The 24,010-nt window shown below is 60.0% G+C and carries 25 protein-coding genes and 3 pseudogenes; 16 read left to right on the top strand and 12 right to left on the bottom strand.

Going from position 1 to position 24,010, the window contains the following annotated elements; translation table 11 throughout:
• Nucleotides 1-190: 190 nt before the first annotated feature.
• The 6 genes from BTHE68_RS25705 to BTHE68_RS25680 all read left to right on the top strand — a co-directional run bounded on the left by BTHE68_RS25705 (nt 191) and on the right by BTHE68_RS25680 (nt 6,861).
• Entirely contained in the window at nt 191-1,117 is a 927-nt protein-coding gene (locus tag BTHE68_RS25705; protein ID WP_162069076.1) for a LysR family transcriptional regulator, read from the top strand.
• A 172-nt stretch (nt 1,118-1,289) separates the two neighbouring features.
• Nucleotides 1,290-2,438 (top strand): SRPBCC family protein, encoded by a 1,149-nt coding sequence (locus BTHE68_RS25700; protein ID WP_162069075.1) that lies wholly within the window; start codon nt 1,290-1,292, stop codon nt 2,436-2,438.
• Nucleotides 2,439-2,468: 30 nt separating this feature from the next.
• The gene (locus tag BTHE68_RS25695) at nt 2,469-3,650 is read left to right on the top strand and encodes an ABC transporter ATP-binding protein (protein WP_162069074.1); all 1,182 of its coding nucleotides are present in this window, start codon (nt 2,469-2,471) and stop codon (nt 3,648-3,650) included.
• 1 nt (nt 3,651) lies between these two features.
• Nucleotides 3,652-4,698, top strand: a complete 1,047-nt coding sequence (locus BTHE68_RS25690) for an ABC transporter substrate-binding protein (protein WP_162069073.1) — start codon at nt 3,652-3,654, stop codon at nt 4,696-4,698.
• 45 nt (nt 4,699-4,743) lie between these two features.
• Nucleotides 4,744-6,009: an ABC transporter permease gene (locus BTHE68_RS25685; RefSeq protein ID WP_162069198.1), complete on the top strand. Its 1,266-nt coding sequence runs from the start codon at nt 4,744-4,746 to the stop codon at nt 6,007-6,009.
• Nucleotides 6,010-6,033: 24 nt separating this feature from the next.
• Entirely contained in the window at nt 6,034-6,861 is an 828-nt protein-coding gene (locus BTHE68_RS25680; protein ID WP_162069072.1) for an ABC transporter permease, read from the top strand.
• Nucleotides 6,862-6,873: 12 nt separating this feature from the next.
• Here BTHE68_RS25680 and BTHE68_RS25675 read toward each other — a convergent pair whose 3' ends face one another.
• Together BTHE68_RS25675 and BTHE68_RS36995 are read right to left on the bottom strand one after the other, a co-directional pair.
• Nucleotides 6,874-7,788 (bottom strand): LysR family transcriptional regulator, encoded by a 915-nt coding sequence (locus tag BTHE68_RS25675; protein WP_162069071.1) that lies wholly within the window; start codon nt 7,786-7,788, stop codon nt 6,874-6,876.
• Nucleotides 7,789-8,076: 288 nt separating this feature from the next.
• Nucleotides 8,077-8,295: a hypothetical protein gene (locus BTHE68_RS36995; protein WP_232078108.1), complete on the bottom strand. Its 219-nt coding sequence runs from the start codon at nt 8,293-8,295 to the stop codon at nt 8,077-8,079.
• Between BTHE68_RS36995 and BTHE68_RS25670 the strand changes: the two genes are divergently transcribed.
• Nucleotides 8,212-9,159: an aromatic ring-hydroxylating oxygenase subunit alpha gene (locus tag BTHE68_RS25670; protein WP_232078098.1), complete on the top strand. Its 948-nt coding sequence runs from the start codon at nt 8,212-8,214 to the stop codon at nt 9,157-9,159. The genes BTHE68_RS36995 and BTHE68_RS25670 overlap by 84 nt on opposite strands.
• An 8-nt stretch (nt 9,160-9,167) precedes the next feature.
• Nucleotides 9,168-10,124, top strand: a complete 957-nt coding sequence (locus tag BTHE68_RS25665; RefSeq protein WP_162069069.1) for a PDR/VanB family oxidoreductase — start codon at nt 9,168-9,170, stop codon at nt 10,122-10,124.
• Nucleotides 10,125-10,146: 22 nt separating this feature from the next.
• Here the strand turns inward: BTHE68_RS25665 and BTHE68_RS25660 are convergent, their stop codons facing one another.
• The 5 genes and pseudogenes from BTHE68_RS25660 to BTHE68_RS36980 form a co-directional block, all read right to left on the bottom strand.
• A complete protein-coding gene (locus BTHE68_RS25660; RefSeq protein WP_162069068.1) occupies nt 10,147-10,938 on the bottom strand; it encodes a phytanoyl-CoA dioxygenase family protein in 792 nt (263 codons plus the stop codon).
• A gap of 181 nt (nt 10,939-11,119) precedes the next feature.
• Nucleotides 11,120-11,533: a LysR substrate-binding domain-containing protein gene (locus tag BTHE68_RS25655; protein WP_232078062.1), complete on the bottom strand. Its 414-nt coding sequence runs from the start codon at nt 11,531-11,533 to the stop codon at nt 11,120-11,122.
• 63 nt (nt 11,534-11,596) lie between these two features.
• The gene (locus BTHE68_RS36755) at nt 11,597-12,451 is read right to left on the bottom strand and encodes a TFIIB-type zinc ribbon-containing protein (RefSeq protein WP_197919720.1); all 855 of its coding nucleotides are present in this window, start codon (nt 12,449-12,451) and stop codon (nt 11,597-11,599) included.
• A gap of 233 nt (nt 12,452-12,684) precedes the next feature.
• Nucleotides 12,685-12,885: a hypothetical protein gene (locus tag BTHE68_RS36985; protein WP_232078107.1), complete on the bottom strand. Its 201-nt coding sequence runs from the start codon at nt 12,883-12,885 to the stop codon at nt 12,685-12,687.
• 45 nt (nt 12,886-12,930) lie between these two features.
• Nucleotides 12,931-13,008 (bottom strand): annotated as a pseudogene (locus tag BTHE68_RS36980) (hypothetical protein); the annotation flags it as partial.
• Between the two features lie 467 nt (nt 13,009-13,475).
• Between BTHE68_RS36980 and BTHE68_RS25645 the strand changes: the two are divergent.
• Together BTHE68_RS25645 and BTHE68_RS25640 are read left to right on the top strand one after the other, a co-directional pair.
• Nucleotides 13,476-14,003: pseudogene (locus BTHE68_RS25645) on the top strand (cation:dicarboxylate symporter family transporter); the annotation flags it as partial.
• Between the two features lie 82 nt (nt 14,004-14,085).
• Nucleotides 14,086-15,078, top strand: a complete 993-nt coding sequence (locus BTHE68_RS25640; RefSeq protein WP_162069067.1) for a D-2-hydroxyacid dehydrogenase — start codon at nt 14,086-14,088, stop codon at nt 15,076-15,078.
• Nucleotides 15,079-15,157: 79 nt separating this feature from the next.
• On the opposite strand, the gene BTHE68_RS25635 is transcribed toward BTHE68_RS25640, so the two are convergent.
• Nucleotides 15,158-15,370: a hypothetical protein gene (locus BTHE68_RS25635; RefSeq protein WP_162069066.1), complete on the bottom strand. Its 213-nt coding sequence runs from the start codon at nt 15,368-15,370 to the stop codon at nt 15,158-15,160.
• A gap of 38 nt (nt 15,371-15,408) precedes the next feature.
• Between BTHE68_RS25635 and BTHE68_RS25630 the strand changes: the two genes are divergently transcribed.
• Entirely contained in the window at nt 15,409-16,776 is a 1,368-nt protein-coding gene (locus BTHE68_RS25630; protein ID WP_353622661.1) for a GAF domain-containing sensor histidine kinase, read from the top strand.
• Between the two features lie 158 nt (nt 16,777-16,934).
• Here BTHE68_RS25630 and BTHE68_RS25625 read toward each other — a convergent pair whose 3' ends face one another.
• Nucleotides 16,935-17,441 carry a DUF421 domain-containing protein gene (locus BTHE68_RS25625; protein ID WP_162069065.1) on the bottom strand — a complete coding sequence of 169 codons (507 nt, stop codon included), beginning with the start codon at nt 17,439-17,441 and terminating at the stop codon, nt 16,935-16,937.
• Nucleotides 17,442-17,562: 121 nt separating this feature from the next.
• Nucleotides 17,563-18,153 (bottom strand): ParB-like protein, encoded by a 591-nt coding sequence (locus BTHE68_RS25620; RefSeq protein WP_162069064.1) that lies wholly within the window; start codon nt 18,151-18,153, stop codon nt 17,563-17,565.
• A gap of 309 nt (nt 18,154-18,462) precedes the next feature.
• Between BTHE68_RS25620 and BTHE68_RS25615 the strand changes: the two genes are divergently transcribed.
• Both BTHE68_RS25615 and BTHE68_RS25610 read left to right on the top strand, forming a co-directional pair.
• Complete coding sequence (locus BTHE68_RS25615) at nt 18,463-20,256, top strand: thiamine pyrophosphate-requiring protein (RefSeq protein WP_162069063.1); 1,794 nt, start codon at nt 18,463-18,465, stop codon at nt 20,254-20,256.
• Nucleotides 20,257-20,404: 148 nt separating this feature from the next.
• Nucleotides 20,405-21,271: a glucose 1-dehydrogenase gene (locus BTHE68_RS25610; RefSeq protein WP_162069062.1), complete on the top strand. Its 867-nt coding sequence runs from the start codon at nt 20,405-20,407 to the stop codon at nt 21,269-21,271.
• Nucleotides 21,272-21,493: 222 nt separating this feature from the next.
• Here the strand turns inward: BTHE68_RS25610 and BTHE68_RS25605 are convergent, their stop codons facing one another.
• On the bottom strand, nt 21,494-22,033 hold the full coding sequence (locus BTHE68_RS25605; RefSeq protein WP_162069061.1) for a flavin reductase family protein: 540 nt from the start codon (nt 22,031-22,033) through the stop codon (nt 21,494-21,496).
• Between the two features lie 171 nt (nt 22,034-22,204).
• The gene (locus BTHE68_RS25600) at nt 22,205-22,549 is read right to left on the bottom strand and encodes a response regulator (protein ID WP_162069060.1); all 345 of its coding nucleotides are present in this window, start codon (nt 22,547-22,549) and stop codon (nt 22,205-22,207) included.
• A gap of 551 nt (nt 22,550-23,100) precedes the next feature.
• Between BTHE68_RS25600 and BTHE68_RS36975 the strand changes: the two are divergent.
• The 3 genes and pseudogenes from BTHE68_RS36975 to BTHE68_RS36745 form a co-directional block, all read left to right on the top strand.
• Nucleotides 23,101-23,229, top strand: a pseudogene (locus BTHE68_RS36975) (low affinity iron permease family protein); the annotation flags it as partial.
• 25 nt (nt 23,230-23,254) lie between these two features.
• Complete coding sequence (locus tag BTHE68_RS36750) at nt 23,255-23,656, top strand: flavin reductase family protein (protein ID WP_197919718.1); 402 nt, start codon at nt 23,255-23,257, stop codon at nt 23,654-23,656.
• Complete coding sequence (locus BTHE68_RS36745; protein WP_197919716.1) at nt 23,649-23,993, top strand: flavin reductase family protein; 345 nt, start codon at nt 23,649-23,651, stop codon at nt 23,991-23,993. The genes BTHE68_RS36750 and BTHE68_RS36745 overlap by 8 nt, the downstream gene beginning before the upstream one ends.
• Nucleotides 23,994-24,010 lie beyond the last annotated feature (17 nt).

The following is a 24,010-nucleotide window of genomic DNA, read 5'->3' as shown; positions in this document are numbered from 1 at the left end:
GGTTTGCGATCCCTTCGGCCCTTTGCGGCTTCGGTGCACCATGCGTGTGCTTTCGGATAGCAATCTACGCTCGCTTGCAGAATCCGAAAAATATATTAAAAAAATGCAAAGCATCGGTTCTACCTATGCAGTCATTTTTGATCACTTCACAATGCGATCCATCTGACGCCGTCAACTGGGAGCCAAGCCCATGGAAAATCAGCCGCTGCGTTACTCACTGCGTCAGTTGCGATACTTCGTGGTGACGGCGGAAGTGCTGTCTTTCACGGCCGCGGCGAGACGCCTGCACATTTCGCAGCCGTCCATCTCGACTGCATTGGCCGATCTCGAGATCTCGTTCGGCGTTCAGTTGTTCATCCGGCATCACGCGAGCGGTCTGTCGCTGACTCAGGCGGGGCGCGATCTTCTCGGGCAGGCGCGCAATCTCCTGAAGTTCGCGGAAGAACTGCAAATGGCCGCCACCGAAATGGACGGCGGCATGACGGGATCGATCGCGCTCGGCTGCCTTGTCTCGCTCGCGCCGCCGTTGATGCCCGGATTGATCAGCCGATTCACGAGCGAGCACGGCGGAATAAGTTTTCGCACCATCGAGGCGCATCAGGATGAACTGCTTAAAGGCTTGCACGACGGTTCGCTCGATATCGCGCTCACCTATAGCCTCGATCTGACCGAAGACATCGCCTTCACGCCCTTGCTTTCCTTGCCACCGTACGCGATTCTTCCCGCGACACACCGGCTGGCGCGCGCACGAAAGGTATCGCTGCAAGATCTGATAGACGAACCGTACGTGATGCTGGACCTGCCGCATAGCCGCGATTACTTCGCGGCGCTGTTCGATGCCGTGGGAAGCCGCCCTGTCCCTGCGTTTCGTTCTTCGCAACCGGAAGTGGTGCGCGGCATGGTGGCGAACGGGCTGGGCTACAGCATTCTGAACTTCCCGCTGAGTTCGACGCGCACCGTGGACGGCGGCGAATTCCTGATTAAGCACTTTAGGGATAACGTCAACGCGACGACGCTTGGCATCGCCCAATCGAAAACGATGAAGCCGCGTCAACTGGTGTCGCGATTCTCTTCCTTCAGCGAAAGCTATATACGGCGCCTCAAGCTCGACGCGTAACAAGCGCCTGCAGTAGAGCGACTTCCCGCGCCTTGCATAGCCATAACCTTGCTTTAGCATCCGAAAACAATATTTTGACTTGTAATTTGGCTTGGTAGATTAACTCCAGTCGATGCGATGAATGCGCCGATCCTCCGCCAGCGCAACCGCACTCTGCTTCAGGAGCCGTCTCATGGAAAACCCCACCAGGCAAGCAGCAATACGCGCTTTGCTCGACGAACTCGCAACCAACTGCGAGCGACCATTCGGCGATGCGCGCGCAATGCCTCCTGGCGTGTACACATCAGCCGAATTCCTGTCTCTGGAAGAGCGGGAAATCTTCTCGAAAGAATGGCAATGCGTGGGCCGCGCGAGCGCGCTCGGCAAATCCGGCGACTATCTGACCGCGAGCATCGCGAATCAGCCGATCGTCGTGCTGCGTGACGAACAAATGGCCCTGCGCGCGATGTCGAATGTCTGTCTGCATCGCATGTCGGTGCTGCTCGAAGGGCGCGGCAACATACGTCGGATCATCTGTCCGTATCACGCGTGGAATTACGGACTCGACGGCGGGCTGAAGGGCGCGCCGCTCATGGAACAGCAGTCCGGATTCTGCAAGGAAAGCTATAAGCTGCCGGCCGTTCGCTGCGAGGAATGGCAAGGCTGGATTTACGTCACGCTCGATCAGAACGCGCAGCCGGTTCATACGCAGCTCGCGCAACTGAGCGAACTGATCGATGCATACGGCATGACCGATTACATCGAAACCTTCCATGAAGAACACGTCTGGGACACCAACTGGAAGATCCTCGCCGAGAACTTCATGGAAAGTTATCACCTGCCGATGCTGCATCGCGCAACGGTCGGTCCGCATTCGCGACTCGAAGAAATGGAATGCCCGCCGGGTTATCCGGCATTCAACTATCACTGGATCACCAAGGAAGCATCGCTTCCCATTGGCAATGCGCATCCGGACAACAACCGGCTGACAGGCCACTGGCGCAAGACCACGGCCTTGCTCGCGGTCTATCCGACGCATCTCATCACGCTCACGCCGGGCTACTTCTGGTATCTCGTGTTGCAGCCGCGCGGCGTGGGCAAGGTACATATCCGCTTCGGCGGCGGCCTCGCGCCTGAATTCATCGCCGACCCGGAAGCCAATGCGCACATGGCGACGCTCAAGACCCTGCTCGACGAAGTGAACGCGGAAGACAAACGCGGCGTGGAAGCGGTTTTTCGAGGCGTGAATGCGCCGCTCGCGAAGCCCGGTCATCTGAGCCATCTCGAACGCCCGAACTATGACTTCGCCCGATATCTCGCGTCGAAGCTCGCCGCGCGCTAATCGAAGCACTTCCGTCAGGACGCTATCACGATGTCAAACCCATCCTTCATTTCGTTCTCGGGCGTGAGCAAGTCGTACGACGGCGCGAACTACGTTGTCGATGACTTGAACCTTGATGTGCGAAAGGGCGAATTCCTGTCGCTGCTCGGTCCGTCGGGTTCGGGCAAGACGACGACGCTCATGATGCTCGCCGGCTTCGAATCGCCCACGCAAGGCGAGATTCGTCTCGATGGAAGACGCCTCGACGACAAGCCGCCGCATCAGCGCGACATCGGCATGGTCTTCCAGAACTACGCGCTGTTTCCGCATCTGACGATTGCGGAAAACGTCGCGTTTCCGTTGTCCGTGCGACGCGTGGGCCGCGCCGAACAGAAAGCGCGCGTGAAGCGCGCGCTGGAGATGATCGAACTGCCGCATCTGGCGAACCGGCGTCCCGCGCAACTTTCGGGCGGACAGCAGCAGCGCGTCGCGCTCGCGCGCGCACTCGTGTTCGAGCCGAGCGTGGTGCTCATGGACGAGCCGCTCGGCGCGCTCGACAAGCGCCTGCGCGAAACCATGCAGTACGAGATCATGCGGCTGCATCGCGAACTGTCGCTCACCATCGTCTATGTGACGCACGATCAGGCGGAAGCGCTGACCATGTCGGACCGCGTCGCGGTCTTCTCCGATGGCAGGATTCAGCAGGCCGCGTCGCCCACGGAGTTGTATGAGAACGCCAACAACGCGTTCGTCGCGAACTTCGTGGGCGAGAACAACGGCCTGCGCGGACGCGTCGTCACGGTGAAGGACGGCTGGGCGACGCTCGCGCTCTCCGATGGCAGCATCATTCGCGGACGCTGCGAACAAGGCCTGAGCGAAGGCGCCGAAGCGATGCTCGCGCTGCGCCCGGAACGCGCGCATATCCACAGCGCCGAAGGCACGCAAGCGGATGCGCACAGCAACGTCGTGCGCGCGCGCGTACAGGAGCTCGTGTATTGCGGCGATCATCATCGCGTACATCTGACGCTCGGATCGCGCGATGCGCTCGTTGCGAAGGTGCCCAACACGCAACGTCACGCGTTGCCTTCCGCCGGCGACACCATCGAGGTGGCCTGGCGTCACGACGACTGCAAGATTCTCGCTGCGAGCGTGCCTCGCAGCGCGCCCACGGTTCCGCCCCCCGCATCGCCCTCACCTTCCATCATGTCGACCGCACCCGCAGGAGCCAACTGATATGCGCACTCACATCAAAGCACAATGCGCCGCCCTCGCCTTAGCCGCCCTCGCCACCGTCTCGGCGCAGGCTGCTGAAACGCTCAATGTCGTCACGTTCGGCGGCGCATATGAAGCGGCGGCGAAGAAGGCGTATTTTGATCCGTTCACGCAGGCGACCGGCGTGAACTTCTCGCTCGAATCCTACGACGGCGGTCTCGCGAAGCTCTCCGCGATGGAACAGGCGAAGAACACGACATGGGATCTCATCGATCTCGAAAGCAACGACGCGATCACCGCGTGCGACGAAGGGCTGCTCAAGAAGTTCGACAAGAAGACGCTCGGCAATACGAGCGATTTCATTCCTGGCTCCATCAGCGATTGCGCGGTCGCGAGCATGGTGTGGTCCACGGTCTACGCCTATGACGCGAGCAAGCTGAAGACCGCGCCTAGCACCATCAACGATTTCTTCGACTTGCAGAAATTCCCCGGCAAGCGCGGTTTGCGCAAGTCGCCGAAGGGTTCGATGGAATGGGCGCTGATTGCCGACGGCGTCGATCCGAAAGACGTCTACAAGGTTCTCGGCACGCCCGCCGGCGTGGACCGCGCATTCAAGAAGCTCGACACGATCAAGAAGAACATCGTGTGGTGGGAGTCGGGCGCGCAGGCGCCGCAGTTGCTCGCCGACGGCGCCGTCGTGATGACGCAGGCGTACAACGGCCGCATCGACGATGCCTCGAAGAAGGACAAAAAGCCCTTCAAGATCGTCTGGGATGCGCAGGTCTACGACTACGAATGGTGGGGCATTCCGGCGGGCGCGAAGCACGCGGATACGGCGGCGAAGTTCATCGTTTCCGCATCGCAACCGAAGGCGTATGCCGATCTTTCGAAGTACATCGCCTACGCGCCGCCGCGCAAGGACGCGATCCCGCTCGTCGACAAGCAGCGGCTCGCCGACCTGCCGACCGCGCCGGATAACTTCAAGCGCGCGATCCAGATAAACCCGACGTTCTGGGCCGATAACGCCGACGAGATCAACAAGCGCTTCCAGGTCTGGTTGACGCAGTGACAGCCTCGCAGTAACACCACCATCGAGAGAGAGCCCGCTGTGACCGTGACTACTCATACGCCCGTAACGGCCCATGCCTCGGCCACGGGCTCTCCGACGAGAGCCGGCGGCCGCGCGTCCTACCAAAAGGCGCAACGCCGTGCATCGATTCGAGCGCTATTGCTGGCGCTTCCGTTGATCGTGTTTCTGCTATCGACGTTCATCGCGCCCATCGCGCTGCTGCTCGCGCGCAGCGTGGAGAATCGCGAATTGCCGGACAGCATGCCTGCGCTTTCCCGTGCGCTCGACGCATGGGACGGCCGCGGCGTGCCGGACGAGCACACGTTCGCGCTGCTCGCGGCCGGACTTAAGGAGGCGCAGCAAAGCGGACAGCTCGGCACCGTCGCGAGGCGCATGAACTTCGCGCAATCCGAATTCCGCAGCCTGCTGATGAAGACGGCGCGCGGCGTGCGCAACGATGCACCCGTCGCGTGGAAACCGGCACTGATCGAATTGGACGATCGCTGGAATTCGCCGGAGACGTGGCGTCTGTTGAAGCGCGCCGCGACATCGCCGACGCCCGACTATCTGCTGAATGCCGTGGACGCGAAAGTGACGCCGCAAGGCTCGATTGCCTCGCTTCCCGCGAACGCGACGCTGTATCGCGAAGCATTCGTGCGCACGATATCGATCAGCTTCACCGTCACATTGCTGTGTCTGCTGCTCGGTTATCCCGTTGCGTGGCTGCTCGCGAATCTGCCCGAGAAAAGCAGCAACCGGCTGATGCTTTTCGTCATCGTGCCGTTCTGGACTTCGCTGCTCGTGCGCACAACGGCGTGGTACGTGCTTCTGCAACCGGGCGGCGTCGTCAACAGCCTGTTGATGAGTCTCGGCGTCGTGACGCATCCCGTGCCGCTCGTCTTCAATCGCACGGGCGTGTTGATCGGCATGACGCACGTGCTGCTGCCTTACATGATCCTCGCCATCTTCTCGGTGATGAAGGGCGTGCCGCCCGTGTATCTGCGCGCAGCGAAATCGCTTGGCGCGCATCCGTTCACAGCCTTCGTGCGCGTCTATATTCCGCAGACCTTGCCGGGCGTGGGCGCGGGATGCTTCCTCGTGTTCGTGCTCGCGCTCGGCTACTACATCACGCCTGCCCTGCTCGGCGGCGCGGGCGACGAGATGATCAGCCAGCTCATCGCGATCCAGACGAATACGCAGCTCAACTGGGGACTCGCGGGCGCGCTCTCGGCTTATCTCGTGATCTTCACGGCGATCTTCTATTTCATCTTCAATCGCATTGTCGGCATCGACCGGCTGCGCTTCGGTTGAAGCACGCGAGCCAAAGGGACGATCATGTTAGACAAACGCAATACGGTGCTGACGGAACGCGTCGCTTCCCGCTGGGTGCGCGTGCATTGCGCGCTCGTGCTGTTCTTTCTGGTGGCGCCGATTCTCGCGATCATTCCGCTTTCGTTCAACTCGGGATCTTACTTTTCGTATCCGCTACAAGGGTTTTCGCTGCGCTGGTATGAACAGGCGCTGACGAGTCCGGACTGGCAACGCGCGCTGCTGAACAGCGTGGCCATCGGCGCGGCGTCCACGTTGATCGCAACGTGTCTCGGGACGCTCGCGGCGCTCGGCTTGTCGCGAACGCAGTTTCCGCTGCGCTCGATCGTCATGCCGATCATCATTTCCCCGATGATCGTGCCGATCGTCGTCGTGGCTGCGGGCTTCTATCTCGTGTTCGCGCCGCTCGGCCTCGTCAACTCTTATCCTGGCGTCATTCTTGCGCATGCCGCGCTCGGCACGCCGTTCGTCGTCATCACGGTGACGGCTTCGTTGCTGTCCTTCGATCAGAGTCTCTTGCGCGCGGCGTCCGGACTGGGCGCGCCGCCGTGGGCCGCGTTCAGGCGCGTGACGCTTCCGCTCATCACGCCCGCGGTCGCAACGGGAAGCGTGTTCGCGTTCGCGACATCGTTCGACGAAGTCATCGTGATTCTGTTCATCGGCGGGCCGGATCAGAAGACGGTGCCGCGACAGATGTGGAGCGGCATCAGGGATTCCATCGATCCGTCTATTCTGGCGGTTGCGACCATGCTGATCGTGTTCGCGGTGCTGCTGTTCGCGAGCATCAACTGGCTGCGTGCCCGAGCGGCGGCCGCGAGTCAGGCGCTGGTCTGATTCGGCATTCGGTCAGGCGGACATCGAATTGAACCGTGTCTCCGCGTATTCCATGAAGAGGCGCGCGGGCACGGTCAACTGATTGCGCTTGAGCCATGCAGCCACGACGCCCGAGCAGCCAACCGGCTCCGCGATCTCGACCGCGACGACTTCGTGTCCGTCATACGTGGTCGGCGCGTGCGGGCGGGTGACCAGAAGCGAGTAGCCGAATCCCTCGCCCACCATGCCGCGAACCAGTTCGAGCGATGGCGAGCTGAACCCCACTCTCGGGGTCAATCCGTAGGGTTCGAACAGGCCGAGAAAATAGTCCTTGCTCGGCGAGACATCGAGCAGAATGAGCGGCTCGTCGCACAGATCGAAGAGACTTGCCTTGTCCGCTCCGGCAAGCCGGTGCGTCGCCGGCAACAAGACATACGGCGCTTGGCCCCGCGTCAGCAAGTGCGTGGAGAACGTATCGTCGAGCCCGAGTTCGTACACGAGGACGAGATCGAATCGGCCTTTATCGAGCCCTTGCAAAAGCTCTTCCTGATCGCCGTCGCGCACGCGGATTTCGATGCCGGGATACACAGCGTTGAAGCCGCGAATCAGGCTCGGCAGATAGAGCGGCGCGAAGGTCTCGAAGCATCCGATATCGACGCGCCCCGATGACATGTCGCCTTCCGCGAGCGCATTCTGCTCGAACTCATGGACGGACTCGAGCAGCGCCTTGGCGCGCTCGTAAAACCGCGCGCCGGCCGGCGTCAGCGAAATGCCTTGCGCGTGATGACGAATGATGAGTTGCGTGCCGAAGCTTTCCTCCAGCCCCTTGATCGCGACGGATAGCGATGGCTGCGCGATAAACAGCTTCCGCGACGCCTCGGCGACGCTCCCGTTGTCCACCGTTGCGACGAAGTACTTCAGTTGGCGCAGCGTGAAGGAAGATGACATAGGGTTATCGCCGACTTTTGTTCGCACCATCTTATCGGATACGGAGCGCCTTATCGAAAGCATGCCTCTTCGCCATTTTCAAAGTTTTCCTGCATAGGAGAAAACTGGGGAGCGCATTGGAAAACAATGTTTTCCTCGATGCTTTGACGAGGCTATTTTGTAACATCGGCCTCGGACAACGGGTTTCCGATCAGAACCGCTTTTGAGTGAGTCATCACGATGAATGTGCCAGCGTCTCTATTTGCCGATGCAATCTCGCCGGACGACCGCGCGCTTCTCGACACGCTATCAACCTTGGCGCGATCGGAGAAGCGTGCGACGCACGGCATGCCCGGCGCGTTTTATAGCTCGGTTCACTTCGCCGAGCTCGAACGTCGACGCGTCTTTCGACGCACGTGGGTTTGCGTCGGCCACGTCGGCGAGATTCCCGGCAACGGCGACTACTTCACGACTGAATTGACCGGAGAACCGCTGTTGATTCAGCGTGATGCCCAAGGCGAAGTTCATGTGTTGGCCAACGTATGCCGGCATCGCGGCAATCTCGTCGCACGCGGCCGTGGCAATGCGCGCGTGCACGCGTGCGCGTATCACGCATGGAGTTATGAACTCGATGGCAAGCTCAGACGCGCGCCCTTGATGCAGGAGTGCAAGGATCTCGACACATCACGATGCGCGCTGCCGAAAATCCACTCGACGATCTGGCAGAACTTCATCTTCGTGAACATCGATGGCAACGCGGCGCCGCTCGGCGAAGCGCTTCACCCGCTCGAAGCGCACATACGCAACTATCACAACGAAGAACGCGAGCTTTATCACTTCCAGGAAGAGGTGTGGCATACGAACTGGAAATGCCTGGCGGAAAACTTCATGGAGGGTTATCACCTCAACGCCACGCATCCGCGCACCTTGCGGCCCGTCACGCCCACCGAGCTATGCGAATATGTGCCGGGCAACGGACACTTCTCGGCCTATCGCGCGCACTACACGCCCGATTCGCCGCAACGCACGCCGTTTCACGAAGACCTGACCCAAAGCGAGCGTCGATCGAGTTTTCTCTTCAGCGTCTTTCCGAATCTCGTCGTTACTTACATGCCGCATCAGACGATCTATCTTTGCCTGAGGCCCGCCGCAACCAATCAGGTCGCGATCCGATGGGGCCTGGCCGGACACGAGCGCGCACCGGACAAGGAAAGCATCGAACGATACGTCGCGTTCGCGAACGCCTTCAACGCCGAAGACCGCACGAAGCTGGAAACGCTGCAGAAAGGCGTCAGCTCGACTTTCTATTCACCCGGCCCCCTCTCAGCGGAGAATCTGGAGGGCACGCTTCGGGACTTCTATAGCTTCATGGCTCATCGTATCTGCGACTGATTTCGAACATGCGTCCCGCCACTTTTACCGTCATCGTCGACAGGATTCATGTTGAAGCGATGGACACCGTCAGCATCGAATTGCGCGCGTCTGATTCCGCTCCCTTGCCTGCATTCGATGCCGGATCGCATATCAGCCTGCATCTGCCCAATGGCATGGTGCGAAGTTATTCGCTCGTCAATGCGACGGGCAATCGCGATCGATATATTCTCGGCGTGCTTCGCGCGCGCGAGAGTCAGGGCGGTTCGGCTTTCGTCCACGAAAAGTTGCGCACCGGGGATTCGATCCTGATTTCCGAGCCGCGCAATAACTTTCCGCTCGATGAATCCGGCGAGCGATTTGTTCTGATTGCGGGCGGTATCGGTATAACCGCGATCTACAGCATGGCGCAACGGCTCGTTGCGCTCGGTAAATCGGTGGAGATGCTTTATTGCTGCCGTTCGCGCGAGCACGCGGCGTGGCTGGAACCGATTCAGGCGCTCGGGCTTTCACTGAAGCTGCATTTCGACGTACAGGCCGGCGGCCCGCCTGATCTTCGAGGCTTTCTCGACGAACGCGATCGCGCCACGCGATTCTATTGCTGCGGCCCCACGCCGATGCTGAGCGCATTCGAAAGCGCATGCGCCGAAAACGGCTACACGCACGTGCATATCGAACGATTCTCGGCGGACCCGAGTGGTTTAAAGGACGCGCAAGGCGCAGGTTATGAAGTGCAACTCGGACGAAGCGGAAAAGTCGTGCGCGTCGAAGCCGGCACGCGACTGCTCGATGTGCTTCGCGCCGAGGGCATCGACGTGCCGTCGAGTTGCGAACAAGGCATTTGCGGCAGCTGCGAGACGTCGGTGATCGAAGGCGATATCGATCACCGCGACAGTGTTCTGAGCGAGTCGGAGCGCGCGGAAGGCAAAACGATGATGATCTGCGTGTCGGGCTGCAAGCGCGGCCGCCTCGTTCTCGATTGCTGAAGAGGCGGCCGCTGAAGCACGGTCAGACGACGAACGGAAACTCTTCCTCCGGCAGCGGATCGCCGGGGTTGAGCTGCTCCGCGAGATGTCGATACGGAGGCGATGTCTCGCCGCCTCGATCGACATACACCGCGTTGTCGCCGAGCCAGCGGAACGACACTACGCGCCGCGACACCGAACCTGAACGATTGCCCGGCGCGCCGTGCACCGTGAGATAGTTGAACGCAACTGCATCGCCGGGCTTCAGGTCCCAGCCAAGGATGTTGTAGTCGTCGCGATGCGCGTCGATATCCGGCATCTCTTCGAGTCCGTCCGACGAACGGTCGTACGCAACGCCCGTGAACTTGCGCGGGCGAAAAAGCTTTCCCCAGCGATGCGAGCCGCCGACGAATTCGAGCGTAGTCTCACGCGGCACCGGATCGAGCGGCACCCACATGCTCACGGACTGCTCCGCGCTCACGCAATAGTACGGTTCGTCGTGATGCCAGGGCGTGATCTTGTCCGCGCCCGCTTCCTTCACTAAAACGTGCTCGTGAAAGATGCGCGCACGCCGTGACGCCATCAATTCCCGGGCAACGGCGCCAGCCGGACTTTCCTCGACGAAGCGGCGAAACGGCTCGATGCGCTGCCAGTTGCAATAGTCGCCGAAGAATCGCCCCGACGACGTGCCCTTCGTGTAGTCGCGAAAATCGGGGCCGGGGTGTTTTTCATTGAAGTCGACGCCATCGCGCAGCAGGTCGATCCAGTCCGTGAATACGCCGCGTAAGACGGTGACTCCATCGCGTGCAAACGCTTCTCGCTCGGCGCTCAGCATACTTCCTCCTGTCGTTTCGTTGAGCTGGAACGAGAATGACACGAGGTACAGCTTCAGGAAACTAAGAAAAATCTATAACTGAACTAGCGAATTCCTAACGCCGATCGGCACGGGGCCGATACCCCGCACGCGGGGCCGCTTGCTTACAGAACGCTCAAGCAGAGCGTGGCAGGGACATCGTCTACAGCTGAGTCGGCTTCGAGGCGCGTCTCGTCGGCAGTTGCCGACGAGACGGCTCACTTCCCCAAACCCGATCATCCGGTTGCCGTGGACCTCTGGTTGGTTCGAGTTTTGACATAGTGTTCACTCCCCGCAGCCGTGGGTTCGCCGACTCGAATGGTGACATCCGCGCCTCCTCTATCCGGTCGACGTAGCGTTCGCTCAGGCGCAACTCGACCTTCCCTTTCGGATGCTGTCGGCAAAACGGCGGCAATGCGGGCGCGAGGATGTTCACGCCGACGGGCGACGGCGCGGTCACCTTGAGCCTTCCGGCCGGCTCCGCGCGCGCGGCGGCGACGCCTTGCTCGATACCTTCCGCCTCGCGCAATAACCGCTGCGTGCGCTCCAGAAGGTTCCGCCCCTCCGGCGTCAGCATCAGCGAGCGCGTAGTCCGGCTGAACAGCCTGAGTCCGAAGTGCTGCTCCAGCCGCTGGATGCTCTACTGCATGGAGCGCGCGGCGATTCCCTTCGCTTCGTTGCTGCTCGAATCGATCGACAGCGCAGTGTTGGCATTTTGCCAAGCACACATGGCACGCTCCTGCACGACGCAACTGCGTGCCGCCTGCAAGGCCGCATTGCGAGCCCTCTCCCGCGACAGCAAATCCTGCTTGAGCCGGAGGGTCTCGGGATTGTCCGGCTGCAACGAAAGCGCCCAAGAAATGCCAGACCGCGCCAGTTGCAGGTTGTTTTTTTGGAGACCGTCGTGCGCTCTCGCGAGGGCAAGCGGCATCAACTTCTGATTTTTGTCGGCGGATGCCTTGTCACTCGGCAGCGGCGCTTCCGAGCTTGGGGCAATCGTCGGAACCTGCGGCATGGTCGGGGCCTGCGCGGGCTGATTCAAGTCGTTCGACGTCACCATGCCTTGCGCGCCGATCGATCTCGTCGGCTCTTCCTGCGCGTCATGGTTCTGAATCCAGTACAAGAGCCCCGATCCGCCGATGAGCACGAAGGCCACCGCAAGCGTCAGCACTGCCCCCTTTTTCATGCTCCGACGACCGGTATCGCGGGGCGGTGGCGGATGGACCTCGTCGTCGGGATAAACGGCGTCGTTCGATGCGAACGAGGATGCATTTTGCCGCGGCCACGGCGGCGGGTTAGGCGGACGATCAACACGCGCGTTCGGTGCGCTGTGCGCTGCCGATCTGGGCTTCCTCGCGGCGGGTGCACGATCGCCGAACACAAACCGCGCAGGCGCACCGCAATGAGGACAGGACGAAATCGGCCACGGCACCTTGCCTCCGCAGCGTGCGCATGTTCCCGTGACAGTCGGGGCGCGAACGCCTTGTTCGTCCATCTAAACTCTCCTCCTCGTGAAGTGCGAACGAAACGTCAGCCCTGAGAAGTGCTTGATGCGACGGGCACGGGTGGCCGCTCGTTCGATATGGAAGGGCTCTCTTTCCTCGCAGTGACGAGGCCAGACTAGGGCTGTTAGTCTAACATCTGGCCGCTTGGGCGCGACGTCACGCCATCGACATGGAACGTTAGCGATAACGCGACTGCGCGCCTTAATGTCGGTATCGCTATTATTTACCGAGCGGCCGAGGAAGGTCCTTGGTCGGCAGCGAAACCGAGCGCATCGAAGTAGAGGTCGAATGAACGCAGGACCGATTCGGCGATCAGCCGAGCGATGCCCGCGTGGTTGTTGCTCACGCAAGCGTCGTCCAGCGAATCGCAATAGGCTGCGCGATCCTCATTGCGGATAACAGCCGGGGGATAGCTCGATTTCATCAATTCGATATTCAGAAGCAGGCGACCTGTTCTGCCGTTTCCGTCTACGAACGGATGGATCCTGACCAACCGCGTATGAAGTTCCGCTGCGCTCGATGGGATGCATGTTCCCTGCTCTTGCATGCCACACGAGGAGCGCCGCCAGTTCAGCCGGAAGATCCAGGAAGTCGGGCGACGTGGTTCGCGCGTCGGTGATCGCCACATTCACATGACGGTAGCGACACGCCCCCTCACCGACGTTGTGCTACAGCACGGCCGTCGTGAATGTTGCGGATCTGCCAGGTCGAGATTGGCTCGTTGTTTGCGATGATCTTCTCGATGTAGCGCATCGCGTTGGGACGGCCCATGGTCCCGCTGTGCTGCCGTAGCGACTTGTCGCCAACCTTCAAATTGTCGATACGACCTGAGTTTCGTGCACTGAGAGCGTGTGGTGCTCGTTGCGCTCGCATCAGGCGTCCATTCGAGCCTCAGCCTTTGCTGCAGCGATGCCAACGCTGGAGGGGAAAGCGGGTGCGTCACGTCGAGTTGTGCCTTGTCGGCGCCGATCGCTTCCAGATGCGTTGTAAGGACGAGTTCATGGTTCCGGTCTATTCAGCCTGATCGCCTTTCTGCGCTATATCCGCGAGGAACTGCTTCTCGTGCTCGGCACGTCTTCGTCGGAGTCCGCGCTGCCTCGCCTCATGGCGAAGCTCGAAAGACTCGGCTGCGAGAAGTCCGTCGTGGGTCTCGTCGTACCTGCTGGATATTCCTTCAATCTCGATGGCAGTTGCATCAACATGACCGTGCTCGCCATCTTCATCGCGCAGGCGACCGACAGCACGCTCAGCATCGGCCATCAGCTCACGCTGCTGCTGGTCCTGCTGCTGACGTCCAAGGGAGCGGCGAGCGTCAGCGGCGGCGCCTTCATCGTGCTCGCCGCAACGCTCAGTTCCGTACCCGGCATACCTGTCGCGGGACTGGTTCTCGTGCTCGGCATCTATCGCTTCATCTCGGAAGGCGGCGCGCTGATCAACGTCATCGGCAACGGCATTGCGACGATCGTCGTCGCCAAATGGGAGAAGGCGCTCGACCGCGACACGTTCGAACGCCAGCTCGCCTCGGGGCCAGGTGACGACTAAATACGTGCGCCACGTCGTTCGAGCCGCCGCGGCGCTTATTGAAGCGCATCATCATCACCGCAGCTTAATGAACCGATAGAACATGACTTCATCATCGTCTACTCTCCAAGTCGTTTTCCTCGACAGATCGACCATCCCGCCCAATACGCGGCTGAAGGAGTTGCCGTTCAGTCACGAACTTCAAGTGTTCGAATCCACCAAGCCCGAAGAGGTCCTCGATCGGGTTCGCGATGCCGATATCGTCATCACCAATAAAGTGAAGCTCTCCGGCGACGTGATCGCTCAGGCGAAAAGCCTGAAACTGATCGCGATCGCCGCAACGGGCACCGATAACGTCGATACAAGCGCATGCAATGAAATGGGCATAGCGGTTTGCAACGTCCGCAACTACGCGGTGCGTACGGTTCCCGAGCACACCTTCGCACTGATCTTCGCGCTTCGACGAAGCCTGACGGCTTATCGTTCGGCGGTGCAAGCCGGTCGGTGGCAGGAGGCTGGACAGTTCTGCTTCTTCGACTTTCCAATCAAGGACCTGGCGGGCTCGACGCTCGGCGTCATCGGTGACGGCGCATTGGGCAAAGCGACCGCCGATATTGGAAGGGCATTGGGGCTTAACGTGCTGGTCTCGGCCTTCAAGGGGCGCGACGACATGGGAATGCTCTACACCCCGTTCGGGCGCGTGCTCGAAGAGTCGGACATCATCACGCTACATTGTCCACTCAATGATCAGACGAAAGACCTCATCGGAGATGCCGAGTTCGCGAGGATGAAGCGGCGCCCTCTCCTCATCAACACGGCGCGCGGTGGACTTGTGAACGAAGCCGCACTGGTTCGTGCCTTGAAGGGTGGTTCGATAGCCGGCGCAGGATTCGATGTCGTCACTCAGGAGCCGCTTCCGAGAGCGAACCCGTTGAATGAAATCCTGGAGCATCCGGCATTCATTCTCACACCTCACGTCGCGTGGGCCAGTGAGGAGGCGATTCAGGCGCTCGCGGATCAGTTGATGGACAACGTTATTGCATACGTCGCGGGACAGCCGCGAAACATCGTTAGCCACCACGCGACAGCTAAGTGACTGCCTGGCAGGAGCGTTTTCTGAAAATCAGCGCCCGCGCCCGCCTCCGACTTTGATGCCCGGTCAGATCCGTTTCAGATCATCCGGTTTCCATGACTCGTCGAAGAACGCCTGCATCGGCCGGTAGAGCCGCAGGATCACGAAATAGCCCTGTCGCCTGGAATAGCTTGCCATTCTGGATTCCAATGGTTGCCATCATGCCGCGCCAGTCCATATCGGCTGGATCGGCGGTTTCGTCATCGATGAAGCGCGCGAGCATGTCGAAACCAGCGCTACGTGAAAGAACGAGCATCTGACGCGGCCTTTGACGGATACTGTCAGAAGGGACTCATGCTCGAATCCCTCATTGCCCTCCTTGCGGAACTGACAAAAATCGAAACGAGGCCAAGCAACATGACGAAGGACAACCCGATGCGGCCTGACTCATCGGTCCACGATGGAGCTTCTCACGAGGGCCCCGTTGGACCGACCATGTCTTCGAAAGCGGCTTTCGAGTCGCGAGAGATGATTTTGCGCGATGTCGGCGCGGTTGCTCAGATCTCGGCCGTACCGTCGATGCTGGACATGATTTGTAGCGAGTCCGGGATGGGTTTCGCCGCGGTAGCGCGAGTAAGTGATCTGTCGTGGACTGCATGTGCAGTCAAGGACAACGTCAATTTTGGCCTTCAGCCCGGTGGCCAGCTCGATCTGCACAGCACGCTCTGTCACGAGTCCCGCTGTGCCCGCGGGCCGATTGTGGTCGACGACTTTAGAATCGATCCGACCTATAGAAACCATCACACACCGGCCATTTACAATCTGCGCAGCTACATTTCTGTTCCCATCGTGCTCTCCAGTGGGGAGTATTTCGGGAACCTGTGCGCGATCGACGGACGACCAATGAAGGTCTCCGAGCCGCGTGTCGTCCGAATGTTCGAGGTATTCGCAAAGCTGATCGCCATGCAGCTGGATGGTGAAAAGCGACAGTCAACCACTGAAAACCTGTTGATGAATGAGCGTGAAACGGCAAAGCTTCGGGAGGAATTTATCGCTGTGCTCGGTCATGACCTCCGTTCTCCGCTGGCAGCGATCAGCGCGAGCGCTGAATATCTTCATGTTCGTCCGGCGACACCTGAAGTGCTTGCGGTCAGCAAGATGCTGAAGTCGAGCGTGACCCGCATGTCGCGACTCATCGACGACATCATGGATTTCGCGCGCGGCCGGCTGGGGAACGGAATTCCAGCACATATCGAATGCGTCGAAAATCTGTCCGCTCACCTTCAGGCGGTCGTCCAGGAGATCGCGCAAGCGAACGAGGGGCGTTTGATCGAAGTCACGATGAGGATCGATCGACATGTCCGCTGCGACCCGGCGCGTCTGCAGCAGCTCCTCGCCAATCTCCTCGTCAACGCGGTAACCCACGGGTCAAGCGTGGAACCTATCACTGTATCAGTCGGCACCGACGACTTGCATTTGGTCATCCAAGTCGCAAACCGAGGCGATGTTATCCCTCTGGAAGCGCTGTCAAAGGTATTTCAGCCGTATTGGCGACCGGCCAGCAAAGCGACAAACCAGGGACTCGGTCTTGGACTGTATATATGCCAGCAGGTCGTGAGAGCGCACGGCGGAACGATTCACGCGTATTCTTCCGAGGCGGAAGGAACGCGCTTCATCGCACGCATTCCTTTGACGACTATGCCACCGGGGCAACAACGTTGAGGGTTCAGTCAGGTCCATGCGCGAGGCCCCGAGCATGGAATGCGCCCTTACCAATAGCGCGCGTTTTCGCAGGGAAGAGACTTGATTTGTCGAGACGCTGAACGGTCGCGCCATACGAAAGCGCCCTCACGGCATCCGGACGAACTGATACTTTTAGCTCACCGTTTGCGCGCGGCGTTCTTCTTGCGAATTAGACTCACTTGTCCATTACGTTCGAGTATCGCCGATTGCACCTCGTCGAGGTCGAACGAATGAAGCTCCTGCCGCGCGGTCTCGAACACATCGGTCTTGGTGATAAGGGCGGCGGACATCTGCTCTTCGTTAAACCGACCGCTTGTGAAGACTTCTCTTTCAACACCGACAACCAGTGATTCCAGCCGGGAAGAGCGAACGCAAGCCCACGCGAGCGTTCGATGCAGGAGCACCATCACAAGCGATGCGACCAGCGTGGGAATCGCCGGAGAAGCGCCGACAATCACGCGGCTCATTGTTGCGCCCAGAAGAATGGTGACCACGTAATCAAAAGGCGAACGCTGTCCGAAGGATCGTCGGCCCGAGATACGAATGAAGACCAGAGCCGCCAGACAGACGACCACTGTTCGAGCCGACATCTGCAAGGCGTCGAGGTCTCTTCCTTCGCCAAAAATCGCTATCAGGACGTTCATCTGTTCCTCCCGTCGACGAGATGACGGTCAGCTCAAACGTAGCGACCGCCGCAGACCCTACCGGCGCCTTGTCGCGAGGCACACCCTCATCTGACCGAAAGACACGGCCGACTCCAGACAGTCAGTCCGGCCCCAGGTACCCCGGCAGTCCAAGCGCGGCTTCGCTCCTGGCAAGCTTCAACGCCTTCTTGACGAGCGCGTCGAACTCGTCATCGTTTTTGGGCAGCGGCAAATGATGTCTAAAGAAATCAGCCCAGCGAAACTCCTCGAGCGGGACAGATGTTTTCAGATAGCCGCCGGCATCGCGCACGAATGCGGCAAGGCTCCGGAATTCGTCGTCTTCCAGGTCCCACACCTGTTCTCGCATTTCAACGAATGCGATGCGTCGGCCATGAGAATCGTACGGATATGTCCAGCGGTTGTTTTCCATCGCCAACCAGAATTCAGTCCTGGACAACGACGACAGGTCCCTGACCAGGACAAAGGGAACGGTTTTTATCTTCGCGCGCCACAATGCGGTCGCGACATGATGATGGTCAATGGCGAACGGAGCGCCGTGCGGACCGAGCACGACCGGGACGGGTTTTTCTGCAATCGCCATCTGGAGATCGTGCCCCGTCAAAGACTGATAGCCCTTCGTCTTGTCGCGGATTTCCCGCATGCCGTGGGTGAACTGAGTCGGGCGCAACCGATCTATCCTCAACGTCTTCATCGCAATCCCCAATTCTCCGACACCGTCGGCAAGCCGCCCTGCCCACTCCACTTACAGCCCAACGACGTGAAGCACATGCCATACCCATTGAGGACGCGTACGACTCGGGCGTCCATTGCGGCGCGCCGCGGGCTTGAAGAAGTTTGATAACTGTGTGCAGGGCTCGACGCTGCCGCAAGATTGCCAAGCGGTCGCCGCGAACCGGTAACCGCTAATTAATTCGTCCGTGCGGCATGAGCATTGCGACCCCGGCGCCTAAATCCAAATCTTCGCGTTGCTTTCCCCCATCAATCCTCCGGAGCTTCGATCATGGCAGCGACTGTCGGCGATTTCCTCATTGACCGCCTGCACGCGTGGGGCGTCAGACGCATTTTCGGCTACCCCGGCGACGGCATCAACGGCGTGTTCGGGGCGCTTAACCGCGCGAAGGGAAAGATCGAATTCATACAGGCACGGCACGAGGAGATGGCGGCCTTCATGGCGTCCGCCCATGCCAAGTTTACGGGCGAGCTGGGTGTGTGCATTGCAACATCGGGGCCGGGCGCGAGTCACCTCATCACTGGTCTCTATGATGCACGACTCGATCACATGTCGGTGCTCGCCATCGCGGGCCAGCAGGCGCGCGCCGCACTGGGCGGTCACTACCAGCAGGAGATCGATCTCCCGGCGATGTTCAAGGATGTGGCCGGCGCGTTCGTGCAACAGGCGAGCGTGCCGCAGCAGATCCGTCATCTGGTCGATCGCGCAGTGCGTATCGCGTTGTCGGAAAAGCGCGTGACTGCGCTCGTGCTGCCGAACGATCTGCAAGATCTCGAATACGAGCCTCCAGGCAGAAAGCACGGCACCTTGCATTCAGGAGTCGGCTACGAGGCACCGAAGATCGTGCCCTACGCCGACGATCTCCAAAGGGCCGCCGACGTGCTCAATGCCGGGAAAAAAGTCGCGATTCTGGTCGGCGCGGGTGCCCTGCACGCCACGGACGAAGTGATCGCAGTCGCAGAAAAGCTCGGCGCAGGCGTGGCAAAGGCCCTGCTCGGCAAGGCCGCTCTGCCGGATGACCTGCCATTCGTCACCGGTTCCATTGGTCTGCTCGGTACCGAGCCCAGCTACAAGCTGATGAACGAATGCGACACGCTGCTCATGATCGGTTCGGGCTTTCCCTACGCCGAATTCCTGCCGAAAGAAGGTGCTGCGCGCGGCGTGCAGGTCGACATCAAGGCTGACATGCTTTCCATCCGCTATCCGATGGAAATGAACCTCGTGGGCGACAGCGCCGAGACGTTGCGCGAACTGTTGCCGCTGCTTCAGCAGAAGAGCGACGATGCATGGCGCAAGCGCATCGAAGGCTGGACGGGCGACTGGTGGAAGACGCTGGAAAAACGGGCGTTGGAGCCGGCAGAAGACGGTGTGAATCCGCAGCGCACCGTATGGGAACTGTCGCCGCGCGTGCCGGCCAACGCCATCGTCACGAGCGATTCCGGCTCGTGCGCGAACTGGTATGCGCGCGATCTCAAGGTCAAGCGCGGCATGATGTGTTCACTCTCCGGCGGGCTCGCATCGATGGGAGCAGCCGTGCCTTATGCGATCGCGGCAAAATTCGCGCATCCCTCGCGGCCGGTCGTCGCGCTGGTCGGTGACGGCGCCATGCAGATGAACAACATGGCCGAACTCATCACCGTCGCCAAATACTGGAAACAATGGTCCGATCCACGCTGGATCTGCATGGTCCTCAACAATCAGGATCTGAACCAGGTCACCTGGGAGCAGCGCGTGATCGAAGGCGATCCGAAGTTCGAGGCGTCGCAGGATATTCCTTCCGTGCCGTATCACGAGTTCGCGGAGATGATCGGTCTGAAAGGCTTTTATGTCGACGATGCCGAACGCATGGCAGCGGTCTGGGATCAGGCGTTCGCATCGGACCGGCCGGTCGTGATCGAGGTGAAGACCGACCCGAACGTGCCGCCGCTGCCCCCGCACATCACGCTGCAACAGGCCAAAGCGTTCGCGACCACGCTCATGAAGGGCGATCCGCAACAAGGCAACGTGATCGTGGATACCGCCAGACAGGTGCTCGGCGCCGTGCTTCCCGGACACAAGGACTAGTTACGTACCGCCCATGCGAAGCGCATCGAGCCCCGCATGCACCACAGGGAAACCGCCTGAGGCGGGAACAGGTGATCGACCTGCGTTGCCAGGAACGCTCAATGCTTGGTGGCGATCAGGGCGCAACCCCGCAACAAGGAGCAAAACCATGACCGCCTCTGAATATCCCCGCTCGCCCATGCCGCCCCAACAGCAGGAGCGCCGCCCCGGACTCACCGCGCCGATGGACCCGCCGCCCGATCACGGCGAATCGAGCTATCAGGGCAGCAACCGGCTCGCGGGCAAGGTTGCGCTGATCACCGGTGCGGACAGCGGCATTGGCCGGGCGGTCGCGATCGCATTCGCGCGCGAGGGGGCGGACGTCGCCATCGCGTACCTCGACGAGCACGACGACGCCCGCGACACCGCGCGCTGGGTCGAGCAGGCCGGGAGGCGTGCGCTGCTGCTGCCCGGCGACATTACCGATCGCGAGCATTGCAAAGCGCTCGTCGCAAAGACTGCCGAGGTTTTCGGGCGTATCGACGTGCTGGTGAACAACGCCGCCTATCAGGCCACCTACGACAAGCTCGAAGACATCAGCGACGACGAATGGGACAAGACCTATTCGACCAACATCGGCGCCATGTTCCGTATTACTAAGGCGGCGCTCGTGCATATGCAATCGGGCGGCACGATCATCAACACGACGTCGGTCAACGCCGATGCGCCGAATCCCGGTCTGATCGCGTATGCGAGCACGAAGGGCGCGATCCAGAACTTCACGGGCGGACTGGCGCAACTGCTGGCCGAGCGCGGTATCCGCGCGAATTGCGTGGCGCCGGGGCCGATATGGACGCCGCTCATTCCATCGACGATGCCGCCTTCGAGCGTCGAGAACTTCGGCAAGCAAACGCCGATGAAACGTCCCGGCCAGCCGGCCGAACTGGCCGCCGCGTACGTGATGCTGGCAACTGACGAGGCGAGCTACATCTCGGGCGCAACCATCGCCGTGACGGGCGGCAAGCCGATCATCTGAGGCGCATCGGCTTTGGCTCGTTCATTGATCCCTCCGCCTGCAAAATGAAAGCCGCGCGGCGAGAACATCCATCAAGGCACGCCGTTGCTGGAATCGTGGCCATCCCTCACCGCGGAGCAATCATGTCATCCCGATCTACCGTGTGTCCCTTGGATGTATCGGGTTTGAGCGCACTTTCGCGAATCCCTCAAATCAGCTCAGGGCGACGGGTTTGTTCATCGGTCAGACTCTGTGGACACAATTGCGGTACCTAGCGGGTTGGTCAAACTCCTTCGCAAAGAGATCGGCGCTTTCATCCAGATTCCCCGTGGCTGCATAGAGCAATGGCTGACCGTCCGGAATCAGTATCGCTCCATCCACCACCCGGCCGACCACAAGCCGATGATCCCCAGCTGCGACGTCAGTGAGCAACTGACAGTCGAAATAGGCCAGCGCGTCGCGCAATAGCGGTGCACCCGTCCGGCCGGCTCGCCAGGGCGTGGACGAGAGCTTGTCGACGGTGCGGCCTGACTGTGTTCCGAAATGCTCGGCCAGTTTCTGCTGTTCCGCTCCCAACACGCTGATCCCAAAAACTCCCCCACTTAAAAGGATCGGATATGATGCGTGCCCCGGATTGATGCTTAACGCGACAAGCAGCGGATTAAAGGACACGTGAACGAGTGAACTTGCGGTGAATGCATTTCGCCGGTCTCCGTGGGAAACGCCGATCACATAGACACCACTCGACAGATACCGGAAAAGCTCTACCATGCGGTCAGCCATGCTCTCTCCCGTGCCGTCACCCTGTCTTGTTTTAATGAGCGATCTTGCTATTCGCACCGATACACGAGCCTTACGCCGCCGCCTTGGTACGCGCCGGTCAAAAGGTCCGACCCTGCAATACGGATCAACGCATCGAGCCGTTTCTCCGCGGCGGCGTTCGATTCGATTCACTCAGCACGCGTTGAGCGCCGCCTTGAAGCCATCTTCTGTGAGCGGCTTAAGAAATGCACCATCGAAATGCTCCGACTGCTCCTGCACGTGCCGCTCATCGCCTGTCACCGCCACGACGCAAGCGAGCTTGCTCGGCCCCGCCGCCCGCATGCGTCTGCAAAGATCGCGACCATCCACATCCGGCAAACCGATGTCGAGAAAGATCGTGTCGTAGCGGTTCGCTCGTGTCAGCAGCATCGCCTGATGTCCATCATGGGCAACATCCGCAACATGCCCGAGAGATACGGCGAGCGCTCTGAACGCCTCGCAGAGGCGAGTATCATTTTCTACAAAAAGGACACGCATAATTCACTCACCAAAGCAGTACTCACCAGGCGTCAGGTCGACGCTGAAAGGCTCGTGGGGTGGAAAGGCAGAACGCTCATACGCTTTATGCAAGACGCAGACCAATCGACGAAGTGGCGAGCTGGCGAAGTCGACACCTCTGCTCAGCGTCTCATGCATATACGTCGTCCGGAAGTCGGCCGAAGCAGAGACCATTGCGGCCAGTCCGACGCAGCATTGTTGCCAGGACGGAGGGTCGCTCTGGCTCCTATTCGCCATTCATGTGTGCCTCCTTCTTGAGTCGACGCACTATCAAACCTTGGCCGAACGCCGGGCACGCCTACGCACGTATAGTGCGCCATCCGAAGGCAGAGGCTCCGACGAGCATCGCTAGGCACTAACTTTCCTGACACGAGAAGCCGGCGTGTTTTCCGTCCGGCTTGCCGTACGGCTCGCGAAATTCCCCTCCCCTGTCAAATCCCGGCAATCGATGACTCGTCTCCGCGCAAGTACGCGCTTCCTTAAGACTAACCGACTGACATGCCGGTTGCCTCATTGTTAGCCTAATCATTCATCGCACGGCAATTAATCAGTTGATTGGCATTGAAGACGCGTCCGAGGAAGAATTGCGCCGACTCGCCGCAGCCTACCTTCGTCTATCGACGAGGGAATCAGACGGCAGCGCCGAGTTACCAGTTTGACGCGCCACTTGAAATCAGAAGGCGGATGGACGTTTCAGAACACGCTGAAACGTCCATCTCTTCAGTGCGGCAGAATGAAATGCATCAGGTTTCTCCATCTTCCCAAGTCGCAAATCCGAGCTTTAAAATTACGAAGGAGGTTTCCGTGACTCAAAGAATCTTTCGCACCATTGAACCTAAAATTCTTTATTTCGGCACACCAGTCGCCCTTATCAGCTCGCTCAATGAGGATGCGACGACCGACCTGGCTCCGATGTCATCATTCTGGGCCTTAGGGTGGACCCTGGTTCTTGGGCTGCTCGATGAGACAAAAACCGCGGAAAATTTCGAACGCAACCCAGAATGCGTCATCAAATTTCCCTTCCCCGGAGATGTGGCAGCAGGTAGAGAAACTGGCGCCGCTAACTGGCAAAAACCCAGTGCCTGAACTCAAGGCGAAGCAATTTCGCTTTGAGAAGTGCAAGTTCGAAGAAGCGGGATTTACCCAATTGGCGAGCGATAGCGTCAAGCCCTTCAGGGTCGCCGAATGCCCAGTCCAAATGGAAGCCCGTGTACGTCATATTCACAAGATGGGCGGCGAGAAGCTCGAGAAACTTGGCGGCGGGGTCGCCGCAGAGGTGGAAATCTTTCGCGTCCATGCTAATGGGGATTTTGTCGGGTACGACAATCACATCGACGCAGAGAAATGGTCTCCCCTTGTCTATAACTTTCGTCATTACTTCCGCCTTGCGGAGCGCGAGTTGGGCAAAACCTTCAGGGCGTAGGGCGAAATCCCGCAGGC

Origin of the sequence: Burkholderia sp. THE68 (assembly GCF_009938265.1) — a bacterium.
Taxonomy (GTDB): Bacteria; Pseudomonadota; Gammaproteobacteria; order Burkholderiales; family Burkholderiaceae; genus Caballeronia.
This window is presented reverse-complemented; position numbering and strand designations above follow the sequence as displayed.